Consider the following 14655-nt stretch of genomic DNA (forward strand, 5'->3'; position numbering starts at 1 on the left):
GAATCAGTCGCGAACCTCGGCGTCCTCGTACAGGACCCGGCCGATGAGTTCGTACCGCCGCGGGTCACGGAACTTGAAGTACAGCGCCATTGCGGCCCCGAACACGAACAGCCCCACCACGATCCACGGCGTCAGCTTGAACAACAGCGTGCCCGAAGCGGCGCCGGCGGCGGTGTCCTTGTGCACCCACAGCAGGTACACCACGTACAGCATGCCGATGCCGCCGAGCAGCGGCGCCAGGAACGTCTTGAACCAGTGCGCGCTGGACGGGTGGAACTTGTGGAAGTGGAAGTACGCGATCACCGCGAAGGCGCAGAGCGACTGCACCACCAGAATGGCCATGGTGCCAAGGATCGCCAGCAGTCCGTACAGGTGGATGTACGGATCCATGCCCGCGAAGAAGAACGCCAGGACAAGCACTAGCGTGATGCCGGTCTGAACGAACGACGCGACGTGGGGCGAGCCGTGCTTGTGGTGCGTCGCACCGAGCGTCTTCTGCAGCCCCGCCGACAGGCCTTCCCGACTCATGGCGTACAGGTATCTGGACGCACAGTTGTGAAAGGCCATGCCGCACGCGAACGATCCCGTCACCAGCAGCAGCTTGAACAGCGTCACGGCCCAGCTACCGTAGGTAGCCTGCACCGGATCGAAGAAGATGTTGCCCGCCGTTGCCGAATCCTGCGCCAACTCAACGGACTTCTGCGGCCCCGTGCCCGCGATGGCCATCCACGAGATGAACACGTAGAAGATGCCAACGCCGAGCACGCTGATCATGGTGGCGCGCGGGATGATTCGCTTCGGGTCCTTGGACTCCTCGCCGTACATCGCCGTCGACTCGAAGCCGACCCACGACCAGAACGCGAAGAAGAGCCCGATCCCGGCGCTCGCTCCAGCGATACCTGCCGCAGGCGTGAATGCGCCCACCGGGTTGAGCGTCTCGGCTACCGCGAAGCCGTCCGGGCCGCCGCCCCGGAACAGTACGGCCAGGGCGCCGAGCGACAGCATGAAGATCTCGGTGATGAGGAAGACGCCCAGCACCTTGGCCGCCAGGTTCACGTCGAAGTAGGTGAGCACACAGTTCAGCACCAGCATCAGGATCGCGGGAATCAGCCAGGGTACGTCGAGCTGGAACTGCGTCGCCGCGAAGTCCCGGAAGAAGTACGCGAAGATGCCGATCAGCGAACCCTCGAACACGACGTAGGCCATCGTGATGATCAGGCCGCTGGCCATCCCGACGACACGGCCGAGTCCGTGCGAGATGTAGCCGTAGAACGCGCCCGTGGCAGTGATGTGCTTGGCCATGGTTGCGTAGCCGATTGCGAACAGGCCCAGCACCACCGTGGCGAAGAGGTAACCCGCAGGCGCATGCGAACCATTTCCGAACCCGACGGCGATGGGCACGTTGCCGACCATTGCCGTGATGGGCGCGGCGGTGGCCACGGCCATGAAGATGACGGCAAGGGTCCCGATGGCGTTGCGCTTGAGCCGTTGGACTGAGTCACCAGTGTTTTCAGTGTTCTCTTCGCGAGACAAGACTTTGTCGGTCATCTGCGGGGATACCTTTCCGGCGAACGGTAGGGGTCCGGTGTGGTCCATCCCACATCGCGAACTTTCGTATATTGGCACTACCAAATAGCCAGCGCAACCGCTGCAGGCAAGAATTGACATAAATGGTTGGACCTTTTTAGGGTGAGCGGGTCGCGGCCCGACGAAGACTGCGGCGCGTTCAAGGCAGGGAGCTCCGTTGTACGACTACGGCACATTCTCGTTCGAGTCCAAGGCGCAGGTGCTGGAGCTGGCGAAGAAGTTCTGGAATCCGGACAAGACGCAGTTCTGGACCGACGCCGGCGTCGACCTCGTCATCGACCGCAGGGAGGGCTACTTCCTGTGGGACATGAGCGGCAAGCGTCTGATCGACATGCACCTCAACGGTGGCACGTACAACCTCGGGCACCGCAACCCCGAAATCATGCAGGCACTCATCGACGGTATGGCCTACTTCGACGTCGGCAACCACCACTTCCCGTCGGTCGCTCGCACGGCGCTGGCGCAGCGACTGGTCGAGTCGGCGCCGGCGTCGATCACCAAGGTGGCCTTCGGTTCCGGCGGCGGCGAAGCCATCGACATCGCGCTCAAGAGTGCCAGGCACGCCACCCAGCGCCGAAAGATCGTCTCGATCGTCAAGGCCTACCACGGCCACACGGGCCTGGCGGTGGCCACCGGCGACGACCGCTTCTCCAAGTTGTTCCTCTCCGATCGCCCCGACGAGTTCGTGCACGTCCCGTTCGGTGACGTCGACGCCATGGACGTGGCGTTGCGGGGCGGGGACGTCGCCGCGGTCATCATGGAGACGATCCCCGCAACGTACGGATTCCCGCTTCCGCCAACGGGTTATCTCGAGGCTGTCAAGGACCTCTGCGTCCGCTACGACGCGCTCTACATCGCCGACGAGGTGCAGACTGGATTGATGCGCACCGGGGAATTGTGGGGAATCACCAAGCACGGCATCGAACCGGACATCATGGTCGCGGGCAAGGGGTTGTCCGGTGGGATGTACCCGATCACCGCGGCGATGCTCGGCGACCGGGCCGCGCAGTGGCTCGATCAGGACGGGTTCGCCCACATCTCGACGTTCGGTGGCGCCGAACTCGGCTGCGTCGCCGCGATCAAGACGCTCGAGATCACCACCCGACCCGAGGTCCGGGAGTCGGTACACCGCATCGCCGACTTCTTCGCCGAGGGACTCGCCCGCATTCGGGCCGACTACCCGGACTGGTTCGTCGGGATCCGGCAGAACGGCGTCGTGATCGGCCTCGAGTTCGACCACCCCGAGGGCGCCAAGTTCGTGATGCGCGAGCTCTACGAGAACGGGGTGTGGGCGATCTTCTCGACACTGGATCCCCGTGTGCTGCAGTTCAAACCGGGTCTGCTGCTCACCCAGGAGCTGTGCGAGGAAGTGCTGGACCGGCTCGACACTGCGGTGGGCAAGGCCAGGACGGCGAGCGGATCCGGCAAGCACTGATGGACGCCTTCGTCGCGGACGATGTCGAGGTCGCCGAACGCGCCCTCGCCTTCTACGATTTGGCGCCCAGTTCGACGCTTCGGCTGTTGAACCTCTCGGAGAACGCCACCTACGCCGTGGAGGACGCCGAGACCGGCACGCGTTCGATCCTGCGCGTGCACCGCAAGGACTACCACCGGCCCCAGGAGATCTCCTCCGAGCTCGACTGGATTGACGCGCTCCGACACGACGGCGACGTCACTGTGCCGACCGTGCTCCCCACGCGCGACGGTCGTCGCGTCGTGACGGTGGACCACGACGGAACGGAGCGCCACGTCGTGCACTTCGACATGGTCGCGGGAACCGAACCCGACGAGAAGACACTGACCGTCGCGGAATTCCACACGCTGGGCCGGATCACCGCGGCGCTGCACGACCATTCGCGGGCCTGGACCCGCCCGCCAGGGTTCGCTCGATTCTCCTGGGATTGGCAGCACAGCCTGGGTGATCAGCCGCGCTGGGGGCGGTGGGAGGACGCCGTCGGCGTCGGCGACCGGGAGCGGAACGTGCTCGACCGAGCCTGCCGACTGCTCGAGCGACGCTTGAACGAGTACGGCACCGGGCCGGAGGTCTTCGGCCTCGTTCATGCCGATCTCCGGCTGGCCAACCTTCTGGTCGACGGCCCGACCATCACGGTCATTGACTTCGACGACTGCGGCTTCGGTTGGTACTTCTACGATTTCGGCACTGCGGTGTCGTTCTTCGAGGACGATCCAGCCGTACCGGAATGGCAGGACGCGTGGGCGGCGGGCTATCGCACCCGCAGGCCGCTGCCCGCCGCCGACGAGGCGATGCTGCCCTCGTTCGTACTTCTGCGCCGGATGCTGTTGCTTGCTTGGATGGGTTCTCACAGTCACTCCAAGGAATCGCAGGCCATGTCGGTCAGCTACGCCGAAGGCAGTTGTGCGCTCGCCGAGCGCTACCTCACCTTCGACGGCCGACGGCTGGCCTGACCCTCACCACCGAAAGGCGACACCCACGATGTTCAGTTCACTGCAGGGCCGTTCCGCCATCGTCACCGGGGGAAGCAAGGGCATCGGCCGCGGAATCGCGGAGACGTTCGCCAACGCAGGCGTGAACGTCGTCGTCACCGGGCGCAACCAGGCCGACATCGACACCGCCGTCGCTGAACTGGCCGGCACGGCAGGCACAGTCAGCGGGTTCGCGGCCGACGTGACGAGCCCGGACGACTGCCGTCGCGCGGTCGCCGCAGCGGTCGAACGGCACGGCGGACTCGACATCGTGTGCGCCAACGCAGGCATCTTCCCGTCGGGCCGACTCGAAGACCTGACCCCCGAGGACATCGAGCAGGTGATCGGCGTCAACTTCAAGGGCACCGTCTTCATCGTGCAGGCCGCGCTCTCGGCGCTCGCGGCCAGCGGACACGGCCGGGTCGTGATCACGTCGTCGATCACGGGGCCGATCACCGGCTACCCGGGGTGGTCGCACTACGGCGCCAGCAAGGCGGCCCAACTCGGCTTCCTGCGCACCGCAGCAATGGAGTTGGCGCCCAAGAAGATCACCGTCAACGCCGTGCTGCCGGGCAACATCATCACCGAAGGACTGGTCGAAATGGGCCAGGAATACATGGACCAAATGGCCGCCGCCGTGCCTGCGGGGAAGCTCGGTAGCGTCGCGGACATCGGCAACGCCGCGCTGTTCTTCGCCACCGACGAGGCGGCCTACATCACGGGCCAATCCTTGGTGGTGGACGGCGGGCAGATTCTGCCGGAGTCCCAGGCGGCGATAGCCGACATGTAGGAAGCGCGAGACCGTGGGCATCGACTAGAATTGGTCGTACCAAATCTCATGGGCAGGGGGGCAGGTGCCGACGCCATCCGAGGAACTGCGACGCCGGATCGTCGCCGACATCAACGCCGGCGCCCCCGGTGCGAAACTCGGCAGCGAACGTGACCTGGCCGAGCGGTACGGCACCAGCCGGTCCAGCCTTCGCCAGGTGCTGGCGGCCCTCGAGGAGGCCGGCCTCGTCAACCGAGTGATCGGCCGTGCGGGCGGCATCTTCATCAGCCACGTCCAGGTGCAGCGCAGCTTGTCCGACGTCGTCGGCGTGCCCGCGTTCCTCGCCAGTCAGGGCTACGTGGCGGGCACTCGCGTGTTGTCCACGAAGATCACCACCGCCGACCGCACCACGCAACAGGCCCTGCACCTCGGCGCGGACGACTTCGTCGTCGAGATTCAGCGCGTGCGGCTGGCAGACGGGTCGCCCATCTCGCTGGAGTTGGCCCAGTTCCCCGCCGACGCCTTTCCCGGGTTGCTCGAGCAACAACTCGGAGGATCCATCTACGAGATCCTGGAGACCCACTACGGTCTCGTCACGTCACGTGCGGACGAACGCATCGAAGCGGTGAACGCCACTCCGGAGGAAGCCACGCTGTTGGGCATCAAACAGCGTTCGGCCCTACTGCTGATCACCCGCATCGCCTACGACCAACACGAGAAGCCGTGCGAGTTCTCCCGCGACCTGTTCCGCGGCGACCGCACGTGCCTGGCCGTCACGGTGAAGGGGCACGGTCGAGGCGTCCAGTCGTCGGCGGACAAGGCATCGGTGGCCCTGCAGCGCCAGGAAGCCGGACCGAAGGCGAGCTGAGGACGGTCGAGCTCAGGACGTCCGAGAAAAACGTCTTGACCTCAAGTGAGGTTCATGTTCGAGGGTGGTGTCAACCGATCGAAGGACGACCACCATGCGACTGATCCGATCCGATCTCTGGGAGACCCGCGTCGATACTCCATACCCAGGGCTCACCACCCACGCATACCTCTGGACCGGCGGCCCGAACGGCAACGTGCTGTTCTACGGCACCCAGACCGACGCCGAGTTCGACGAACTCGATCAGCTGGGAGGTGTTGCACACCAATATCTTTCACACCGCGACGAAGCGGGACCGATGCTGGCCCGCATCCGGGAGCGCTTCGGGGCGCGGCTGCACGCGCCTGCGGTGGAACTCCTCGAGATCGGCCAACACGCGCACGTCGACGTTCCGCTCGCCAGCCGCCACGTCGACTCCAACGGCATCGAGGTGATCCCGACGCCCGGCCACTCCCCCGGCAGCACCTGCTACCTGGTGCCGGGCGCCAACGGTCAGACGTACCTGTACACCGGCGACACCATCATGCTCGGCACCGACGGCGACTGGGTGGCCGGCTACATTCCGCCCATCAGTGACGCGGGCCCGCTCGCGCAGAGCCTGCAACTCCTGGCTCCGCTGCGGCCCGACCTGGTGATCTCGAGTGCGTTCCCGGGCGACACGGCCGTGCACGTGCCGGGCCGGCTGCACTGGTCGGACTGCGTAGCCCAGGCGCGGGCGCGGTTAGCCGACGCAGCAGCCTGACTAGCGGCAGGGCTTGCCTTCCCGAAACAGCACGTGATACACATGTGTCACCTACTGTTCCAGCTAGGGTGTCGACATGAGCCCGCATCCGAAGGACGAACCCATGAGTGCATCGACCGTGACGATTCGTCGCACGCTCGACGCGCGCCAACGCGACGTCCGCACGCGGATCCTGGAGGCGGCCCGCCAGCTGATTCACGACCAGGGACACGAGACGGTCGGGATGGAACTCATCGCAGCGACGGCCGGGGTGTCGAGGGCGACGATGTACCGGTACTTCGCGTCCAAGGAGCACGTCGTCTGTGATGCCGCGCTGGCGTGGGGACACGAACTCGCCAGCCGCATCCCCTCCGCCATCGCCGCCGCAGGGCCCGCCAACGCGATCGACGTCGCCATCGAGCAAGTGGTTCGCGAGGCCGCTTCCGACCTGCCGATGGTGCGAGCCACCATGACCTCGGTGCTGGCGCTCGGCCCCGTCGCCGACGAATTCCGCCTCGGCGTGCGCGGCATGTTCCAGGCGCTGACCGCTGGGGCTGCCGACGAGTTGCCGGCAGGCCTGGAGGCCTCGATGACGCTGCTCGGCCGCGTGTTCTTCGCAGACCTGGCGCTGCTGAGCGTCGGCGACATCGACATCGAGCAATGCATCGGCGAGCTACGCACTGCCGCGCAGCGGATTCTGCTCGCAGAGACGTCCGGCGAATAGGAGTGAACCCATGAATCAGTCAGCACTGCAGCCGATTTGGAATTGGTTGCTCACTGAATTACGCGTGGGGTTCTTCGCATTCCCGCTATACTTCCTGCCCGTCGTGGTCGCGGTGGTGCTGGTGACCGGAGTGTTCTTCTCGATTCTGGACGTCGCCGTCTTCCACAAGATCCCGGCTGCAACCGCGTGGCGGGACGGACTGCGCGTGATGTCGACATACGTCGGCTCTGCGGCGCTGCTGCTGGTGCTGAACGCCAAGTTCCACCCGTGGTCACTCGACGTGCCGAGCGCTGCACCGACATTGGTGACCTTCGCCGTACAGGTTGCGCTCTTCATGGTGATCGGCGAGTTCCTCACCTACTGGTGGCATCGACTGGAACACGGCAGCAAGTTCGTCTTCAAATACGTGCACTACAAGCACCACCAGGTCGATTCACCCCTGACCATTTGGACCAACTTCGTCGTCCATCCCGTCGAAGGTCTGATGGTGATGCTCTGCCTCTACGTCCCGCCACTGGTGCTCGGAGTACACCCGATGGTGATGGTGGCCTACGCGGTCGCGAACACGACGGCCATGGTGGTCACGCACTGCGGCTATGACGTCCGGTTCTACCCGCGCTGGCTGCTGCCGCCAGCGTCCGGGCACGAACTGCACCACACCGAGAAGCAGCCGACCAACCTGTCGGTGGTCATGAGCTTCGGCGACAAGTTCTTTGGAACGTACAAGAATCCGATCGGCGTCGAGTCTGAGTTGATCAGCCGCTAGATTGCGGCTATGAGCCTTGCCGGTCGGTACGCCCCGAGCCCGTCGGCAGATCTGCATCTCGGCAACCTGCGCACCGCGATCCTGGCGTGGCTGTTCGCCCGCTCGACGGGCCGCCGCTTCCTGCTGCGGGTTGAGGATCTCGACGACCGCACGTTCCCCGACATCGCCGAACGCCAGGTGACCGACCTCGCCGCCATCGGGATCACCTGGGACGAGCCGCTCGAGTTTCAGACGGCACACCAGGACCGCTACCACGCCGTCATCGACGACCTGACCGCCCGGGGCCTGACCTTCGAATGCTTTTGCAGCAGAAGGGACATCCAACAAGCACCGCGCGCACCGCACGCACCCGAGGGCGCGTACCCGGGCACGTGCCTGACACTGACCGACGACGAACGAGCCGAGCGCGGCGCAGATGACCGACCACCCGCGCTCCGATTGCGTTCCGCCGTAGACGAATTCACCGTGACCGACGTGTTGCACGGCGAGTACACCGGCCTCGTCGACGACTTCGTGCTGCGCCGCGGTGACGGCGTACCCGCCTACAACCTGGCCGTCGTCGTCGACGATGCCGCCCACGGCGTTGATCAGGTGGTGCGGGGTGACGATCTCCTGTCGTCGTCACCGCGGCAGGCGTATCTGGCGACGCTGCTGGGCCATCCCGTGCCGTCGTATGCCCATGTGCCACTGGTGCTCAACGCCGAGGGCAAGCGGCTGGCCAAGCGCGACGGCGCGGTGACGTTGTCGGAGTTGGGGGTTGAGCATTCGCTCACCCTCATCGCGGCATCACTCGGATACGTGGCGACGACGGTCGACGGGATGCTGGCCGAGTTCGACCCGGCGAACCTGCCGCGCGAGCCGTGGACTTACCAGCGAGTCTGAGCAGAACTCTTTGCGGCCTCTCAGGTTGTTGTTACCGTCCGCCGGTGACTTCCTTCATACGGCGGGCGTTGCTCGCCGTCGTACTCGTCGCAGCGGTGATCCTCAGCGCCGCTGGCTGCGGATCGTCGGACGACAAGGGCAAAGACCCGATCAAGGCGGCAGGCGTACTGCGGGTCGGCACTGAGGGCGTCTACTCGCCGTTCAGCTATCACGATCAAGCCACCGGCGAACTCGCCGGCTACGACGTCGACGTCGCGAAGGCGGTCGGTGAAAAGCTGGGCGTGAATGTCGAGTTCGTCGAGACCCCGTGGGACTCGATGTTCGCCGCCTTGGAGGCCGACCGCTTCGACGTCGTCGCCAACCAGGTGACCATCAACCCAGAGCGCCAGGCCAAGTACGACCTTTCGCAGCCGTACACGGTCGGCGAGGGCGTCATCGTCACGCGCGCGAACGACAATTCGATCAAGTCGCTCGACGACATCAAGGGCAAGACCGCCGCGGAGAACGCCACCAGCAACTGGTCGGAGGTCGCGCGCAAGGCCGGCGCCAACGTCGAATCCGTCGAGGGTTTCGCACAAGCGATCACGCTGCTCAACCAGGGCCGTGTCGACGTCGTGATCAACGACAGCGTCGCCGTCTACGCGTACCTCGCCGAGACGGGCGACAAGTCGGTGAAGATCGCGGGCACCGTCGGCGAGAAGAGCGAGCAGGGTTTCGCCGCCCGCAAGGACAGCGGATACCTACCGGAACTCAACGGCGCACTCAGCGAACTGCGCGCCGACGGCACGCTCGCCAAGATCTCGCAGAAGTACCTAAAGGCCGACGCGACGGGCGCGCCTGCGGACACGCCGATCAGATCCGCTGGGGTGCTTCGTGTCGGAACCGAGGGCACGTACTCGCCGTTCAGCTACCACGACCAAGCGACCGGAGAACTGACCGGGTACGACGTCGACGTCGCGAAGGCCGTCGGTGAGAAGCTCGGCGTGCCAGTCGAGTTCGTCGAGACCCCGTGGGATTCGATATTCGCCGCGTTGGAAGCCAAACGCTTCGACGTGGTGGCCAACGAGGTCACCATCAACCCCGAACGCCAGGCCAAGTACGACCTTTCGCAGCCGTACTCCGTCGGCGAGGGCGTCATCGTCACGCGCGCGAACGACGATTCGATCAAGTCACTGGGCGACCTCAAGGGCAAGACCACGGCCCAGTCCAGCACCAGCAACTGGGCGCAAGTCGCCCGCGATGCCGGCGCCAACGTCGAAGCCGTTGAGGGCTTCGCACAGGCGATCACCCTGCTGAACCAGGGCCGCATCGATGCCACCGTCAACGACAGCATCGCGGTCTACGCCTACCTCGCCGAGACGGGCGACAAGTCGGTGAAGATCGCGGCGAACACGGGTGAGAAGAGCGAGCAGGGGCTCGCCGCCACCAAGAACAGCGGTCTGCTGCCCGAACTCAACGGCGCACTCGACGACCTGCGCGCCGACGGCACGCTGTCCAAGATCTCGCAGAAGTACCTCAAGGCCGATGCGACAGGTGTGGCCGCGGGCGCACCGCAGGCCGGTGGGGCAGCAGCCCCGCCACCGGCGCCCAAATCGGCGTGGAAGCTGGTCTTGGACAACCTGTGGCCGCTGGCCAAGGCCGCACTCACGGCCACCATCCCGCTGACCATCATCAGCTTCATCGTCGGCCTGGTGATCGCGTTGGCGGTGGCGCTGGCGCGACTGTCGTCGAACGTCATCCTCTCCAACGCGGCCCGCTTCTACATATCCATCATCCGCGGTACGCCCCTGCTGGTGCAGTTGGTGATCGTGTTCTACGGCCTCCCGAAGTTCGGGGTCACGCTCCCGGCGTTCACCGCTGCCGTCATCGCGTTCTCACTGAACGTCGGTGGTTACGCCGCCGAGATCATCCGCTCGGCAATCCAAAGCATTCCCAAGGGTCAGTGGGAGGCTGCCGAGACCATCGGACTCAATTACACCAGCGCGCTGAGGCGGATCATCATCCCTCAGGCCACCCGCGTCGCGGTGCCTCCGCTGTCGAACACGCTGATCTCGCTGGTGAAGGACACCTCGTTGGCGTCGGTCATCTTGGTCACTGAATTGTTCCGCAAGGCACAGGAGATCGGTGCACCCACGTTCGACTTCTTCACGACGTATACCGCCGCTGCGGTGTACTACTGGGTGATCTGCCTGGTGCTGTCGTTCGGCCAGAGTCGCTTCGAACGTCGACTGGAAAGGCATGTAGCGCGATGACCGAGGAAGTCAAGGACGAAGTCGAGTATCGAGTCACCGCGGAAGGTGTCGAGAAGGCCTTCGGCGACAACAAGGTACTCAAGGGCGTGTCGTTCGACGTGGTGCGAGGCACGGCGACCACCATCATCGGGCCGTCCGGTTCGGGCAAGACGACGCTGCTGCGGGCGCTCAACGCGCTCGACGTGCCGGACGTCGGCGTGATCCGGGTCGGCGAAGAGGAGATTGACTTCTCGAAACCCGTTGCCAAGGACCAACTCCGGCGCTATCGGTCGCAGAGCGGCTTCGTGTTCCAAGGCCACAACCTGTTCCCCCACAAGACGGTGCTGCAAAACATCACCGAGGGGCCCGTCGTCGTGCAGAAGCGCCCGAAGGCCGAAGCGGAGGCCGACGCAGTCGAACTCCTCGAGCAGGTCGGGTTGGCGGCCAAGAAGGACCAGTATCCGTTTCAGCTCTCCGGCGGCCAGCAGCAGCGCGTCGGCATCGCGCGGGCCCTGGCACTCAAGCCGAAGGTGGTGCTCTTCGACGAGCCGACCTCGGCGCTGGACCCGGAGTTGGTCGGCGAGGTGCTCTCGGTGATCAAGGACCTCGCCGTCGAGGGTTGGACCCTGGTGATCGTCACGCACGAAATCCAGTTCGCCCGACAGGTTTCCAACCAGGTGCTGTTCACCGACCACGGCATCATCCTCGAGAAGGGCACCCCGGACGAAGTCATCGGGAACCCGAAGGAAGAGCGCACCCGGCAGTTCCTCGACAGGGTCCTCAACCCGCTGTAGCCCGGCCACTTCTTCCGCGAGCGCGAGCTCGCGGTTGAATGCTTCAGTGGAACCCGGTCGAGAGCTCGAGTCGCGAGGGTTCGTCGGGTCGTGGCGGGTGTATCAGAAGCAGGCGTTGGACGCGTTCGACGTCAACGTCCGAGCCGGTGACAGCCGCTCCTACCTAGTGCTGCCGCCCGGCGCAGGCAAGACGATGATCGGGTTGGAGGGGGCGCGCCGATTGGGGCGCCGGACGTTGGTGCTGGTTCCCAACACGGCGGTGCAGGCGCAGTGGGCGGCCGCGTGGGACAAGCACTTTCCGTCGACGGATCCTTCGGCGACGAAGTGTGGCACCGAGCGTGACCTCGGCTCAGCGATGAATGCACTGACGTATCAGTCGCTTGCGGTCATCGACGACGAAACGGATCAAGACTTCCGACGGGCAGTCCTGCGCCGCGGCGACCAGCAGGCGTTGTTGGGGCTGCTGCACCCGAACGGGCGGGCGCTGATCGAGCGGGCGGCGGAGCTGGGGCCCTGGACGCTGGTGCTCGACGAATGCCACCACTTGCTGGCGACGTGGGGCGCGTTGGTGAGCGCGTTGGCGTCGGTGTTGGGACCGCAAACGGCGTTGATCGGACTGACCGCAACTCCGGTGACGGCACTCACCGAGTGGCAGCGCACGCTGCACGACGAACTCTTCGGCACCGCTGACTTCGCAGTCGCCACACCGGCACTCGTCAAGGAAGGCGATCTCGCTCCGTACCAGGAGTTGGTGTATCTCACCGAGCCGACCCCCGAAGAGGAGGCCTGGGTCGCGACAGAGCGGACTCGCTTCGCGGACCTCGCGCTAGCGCTCGTCGACCAACGGGTGGGCAGCATGTCCCTCGCCGTGTGGCTGCACACCCGGATTGTGGATCGGGCGACGAACGACGGCCACCAGCTCGCGTGGTCGACGTTCGAGCGGGCCGAACCCGAACTGGCCACCAGCGGACTGCGCTTCGCGTACGACGGGTTGATTCCGCTGCCCGACGGTGCCCGCCTGCGGGAGCAGCACCGCGTCAAGCCCGCGGCTCAGGATTGGGTCAACGTGTTGACCGACTTCAGCGTCGGCCATTTGCAGCCGAGTCAGGATCCGCGTGACGCGCAGGCGTTGAGCGCCGTGAAGCGGGTGCTGCCCGGCTTGGGCTACCGGCTGACCAGTCGCGGGGTGCGGGTGGCGACCTCGCCGGTGGACAGGGTGTGCGCGCTGTCGGATTCGAAGGTCGCCGCGACGGCGCACATCCTCGATACCGAGGACGCGGTACTCGGATCGCGGATGCGCGCGTTGGTGCTGTGCGACTTCGAAAGAATGGCCGCCACCCTTCCGGCGTCGCTGACGGAGACATCGCTGAGCACGCAGTCGGGTTCGGCCCAGCTCGTGACGGCCATGCTCAGTGCGTCCGACGGTAGGCGGCGGTCCCCACTTCACCCGCTTCTCGTGACGGGGCAGAACTTCGCCTGTCCGGCTGACGTCGCCGCCGACGTGATCGCTTTCTGCGCCGCACGCGGCGTGCTCGTCACGGCCGAGCCGTTCGACGCCCACTCCGGGCTGCGGGTGATACGCGGCGACGGCAAGTTCACGCCCCGCGTCTGGGTCGGCTTGGCGACGGCGTACTTCGTCGCCGGGCACTCACGCGTGCTCGTCGGCACGCGCGCCCTGCTCGGTGAGGGCTGGGACTGCGCCGCGGTCAACGTCAGCGTCGATCTCACTAGTGCGACGACGCAGGCGGCGATCATCCAGATGCGCGGTCGCGCGCTGCGCCGCGATCCTGCCGACGCGGAGAAGGTCGCCGACAACTGGTCGGTCTGCTGCGTCGCCTCGGGGCACCCCCGCGGTGACGCCGATTACCTGCGGTTGGTGCGCAAGCACGACGCGTACTTCGCGGCCACCCCTCAGGGCCTCATCGAATCCGGTGTCACGCACTGTGATCCAGCGCTGTCGCCTTATGGCCCTCCTGCGCCGTCCGATGCACACGCCATCACCGCGCGAGCGCTTCAGCGCGTCGCCGAACGCGCACAGGCGAGGACCTGGTGGCGCATCGGTGAACCCTACGAGGGAAGGGATGTGGCGACCATCCGCGTCCGATCGGAGCGCCCACTCGGCATCGCCACCCCCCACACCTCCGGGTCGGCATTGACCCCAGCCCTGCCCGGCCATCGCCGCTTCGGATCCACGCGCGCAGCCATCGTCGCCGGACTGTCCGGCGTCGGCGCAGGGGCGACGGCCATCGCGACCGCCGGTGTCGGCCTGCTCGCCGGTGTCGCCACTGCCGGATCAGCGCTCGTCGCGGGTGCCGGCCTGCTCGGCTGGGCGGCGGCGACCGAAAGCCGCCGACTGGCCGACGCGCCGAACGCCCTCGAACAACTGGCCGCCACCGTCGCGGACGCGTTGAAGGCCGCAGCCGGCGCCGAGCGTGGCGCCGATGCCCTGCGGATCATGCCCGACGCCGACGGCTGGATCCGTTGCGAACTCGACGGCGTGCCGACCGAACAGGCCCAGCGGTTCTCCGCCGCACTGGATGAGCTCCTGGCCCCGCTGACCGAACCGCGGTACCTGATCGGACGCAAGATCCTGACGCCGCCGACCACGGGTCTTGCCCGGACGCTCTTCGCCGCCCGCGCAGTCATCGGGCTACCGCTGCCCGGCGCCGTCGCCTGGCATCCCGTGCCCCGCTGGTTCGCCCAGAATCAAAAGCGGCTGGGCGCGCTGACGTCCGCGTGGCAACAGCACATCGGCCCGCCGCGGCTGACCCGGGCCGATTCGCCGGACGGCCTCGCCATCCTCGACCTGTTCCGCGGCGAGAACCCGCTGTCGCTGATGACCCAGCTGCGCACTACCTGGCGGTGATC

The 14655-nt window shown here is 66.1% G+C and carries 12 protein-coding genes and 1 pseudogene; 12 read left to right on the plus strand and 1 reads right to left on the minus strand.

Annotated features, from left to right (window positions below):
• Positions 1-3 precede the first annotated feature (3 nt).
• On the minus strand, positions 4-1548 hold the full coding sequence (locus SLQ33_RS30425; RefSeq protein ID WP_319457645.1) for an APC family permease: 1545 nt from the start codon (positions 1546-1548) through the stop codon (positions 4-6).
• A 196-nt stretch (positions 1549-1744) separates the two neighbouring features.
• Here SLQ33_RS30425 and SLQ33_RS30430 point away from each other — a divergent pair, with 196 nt between their 5' ends.
• The 12 genes and pseudogenes from SLQ33_RS30430 (at position 1745) to SLQ33_RS30485 (ending at position 14653) form a co-directional block, all read left to right on the plus strand.
• Positions 1745-3022, plus strand: a complete 1278-nt coding sequence (locus SLQ33_RS30430; RefSeq protein WP_319457646.1) for an aspartate aminotransferase family protein — start codon at positions 1745-1747, stop codon at positions 3020-3022.
• A complete protein-coding gene (locus SLQ33_RS30435; RefSeq protein WP_319457647.1) occupies positions 3022-4014 on the plus strand; it encodes a phosphotransferase enzyme family protein in 993 nt (330 codons plus the stop codon). The genes SLQ33_RS30430 and SLQ33_RS30435 overlap by 1 nt, the downstream gene beginning before the upstream one ends.
• A gap of 28 nt (positions 4015-4042) precedes the next feature.
• Positions 4043-4822, plus strand: a complete 780-nt coding sequence (gene fabG / locus SLQ33_RS30440) for a 3-oxoacyl-ACP reductase FabG (protein ID WP_319457648.1) — start codon at positions 4043-4045, stop codon at positions 4820-4822.
• A gap of 64 nt (positions 4823-4886) precedes the next feature.
• Positions 4887-5669 carry a GntR family transcriptional regulator gene (locus tag SLQ33_RS30445; RefSeq protein ID WP_319457649.1) on the plus strand — a complete coding sequence of 261 codons (783 nt, stop codon included), beginning with the start codon at positions 4887-4889 and terminating at the stop codon, positions 5667-5669.
• A 94-nt stretch (positions 5670-5763) separates the two neighbouring features.
• Positions 5764-6411 (plus strand): MBL fold metallo-hydrolase, encoded by a 648-nt coding sequence (locus tag SLQ33_RS30450; protein ID WP_319457650.1) that lies wholly within the window; start codon positions 5764-5766, stop codon positions 6409-6411.
• A gap of 103 nt (positions 6412-6514) precedes the next feature.
• Positions 6515-7114, plus strand: a complete 600-nt coding sequence (locus SLQ33_RS30455; protein WP_319457651.1) for a helix-turn-helix domain-containing protein — start codon at positions 6515-6517, stop codon at positions 7112-7114.
• A gap of 10 nt (positions 7115-7124) precedes the next feature.
• Positions 7125-7880 carry a sterol desaturase family protein gene (locus tag SLQ33_RS30460; RefSeq protein ID WP_319457652.1) on the plus strand — a complete coding sequence of 252 codons (756 nt, stop codon included), beginning with the start codon at positions 7125-7127 and terminating at the stop codon, positions 7878-7880.
• A 9-nt stretch (positions 7881-7889) separates the two neighbouring features.
• Positions 7890-8762, plus strand: a complete 873-nt coding sequence (gene gluQRS, locus SLQ33_RS30465) for a tRNA glutamyl-Q(34) synthetase GluQRS (protein ID WP_319457653.1) — start codon at positions 7890-7892, stop codon at positions 8760-8762.
• Between the two features lie 95 nt (positions 8763-8857).
• Positions 8858-9112, plus strand: a pseudogene (locus SLQ33_RS33665) (transporter substrate-binding domain-containing protein); the annotation flags it as partial.
• Positions 9113-9559: 447 nt separating this feature from the next.
• Positions 9560-11014: an ABC transporter permease subunit gene (locus tag SLQ33_RS30475; RefSeq protein ID WP_319457720.1), complete on the plus strand. Its 1455-nt coding sequence runs from the start codon at positions 9560-9562 to the stop codon at positions 11012-11014.
• Positions 11011-11787, plus strand: coding sequence for an amino acid ABC transporter ATP-binding protein (locus tag SLQ33_RS30480; protein ID WP_319457654.1), 777 nt, complete (start codon positions 11011-11013; stop codon positions 11785-11787). Before SLQ33_RS30475 ends, SLQ33_RS30480 begins: the two co-directional genes overlap by 4 nt.
• A 46-nt stretch (positions 11788-11833) precedes the next feature.
• A complete protein-coding gene (locus SLQ33_RS30485; RefSeq protein WP_319457655.1) occupies positions 11834-14653 on the plus strand; it encodes a DEAD/DEAH box helicase family protein in 2820 nt (939 codons plus the stop codon).
• Positions 14654-14655 lie beyond the last annotated feature (2 nt).

The sequence above is a fragment of the Mycobacterium sp. RTGN6 genome (genome assembly GCF_033804605.1).
In the GTDB taxonomy this organism is placed as follows: Bacteria; Actinomycetota; Actinomycetes; order Mycobacteriales; family Mycobacteriaceae; genus Mycobacterium.

Coding starts and splice junctions, on each gene's coding strand:
- SLQ33_RS30450 (WP_319457650.1), top strand. CDS start 5,764: ATGCGACTGATCCGATCCGATCTCTGGGAGACCCGCGTCGATACTCCA.
- SLQ33_RS30460 (WP_319457652.1), top strand. CDS start 7,125: ATGAATCAGTCAGCACTGCAGCCGATTTGGAATTGGTTGCTCACTGAA.
- SLQ33_RS30455 (WP_319457651.1), top strand. CDS start 6,515: ATGAGTGCATCGACCGTGACGATTCGTCGCACGCTCGACGCGCGCCAA.
- gluQRS (WP_319457653.1), top strand. CDS start 7,890: ATGAGCCTTGCCGGTCGGTACGCCCCGAGCCCGTCGGCAGATCTGCAT.
- fabG (WP_319457648.1), top strand. CDS start 4,043: ATGTTCAGTTCACTGCAGGGCCGTTCCGCCATCGTCACCGGGGGAAGC.
- SLQ33_RS30435 (WP_319457647.1), top strand. CDS start 3,022: ATGGACGCCTTCGTCGCGGACGATGTCGAGGTCGCCGAACGCGCCCTC.
- SLQ33_RS30425 (WP_319457645.1), bottom strand. CDS start 1,548: ATGACCGACAAAGTCTTGTCTCGCGAAGAGAACACTGAAAACACTGGT.
- SLQ33_RS30480 (WP_319457654.1), top strand. CDS start 11,011: ATGACCGAGGAAGTCAAGGACGAAGTCGAGTATCGAGTCACCGCGGAA.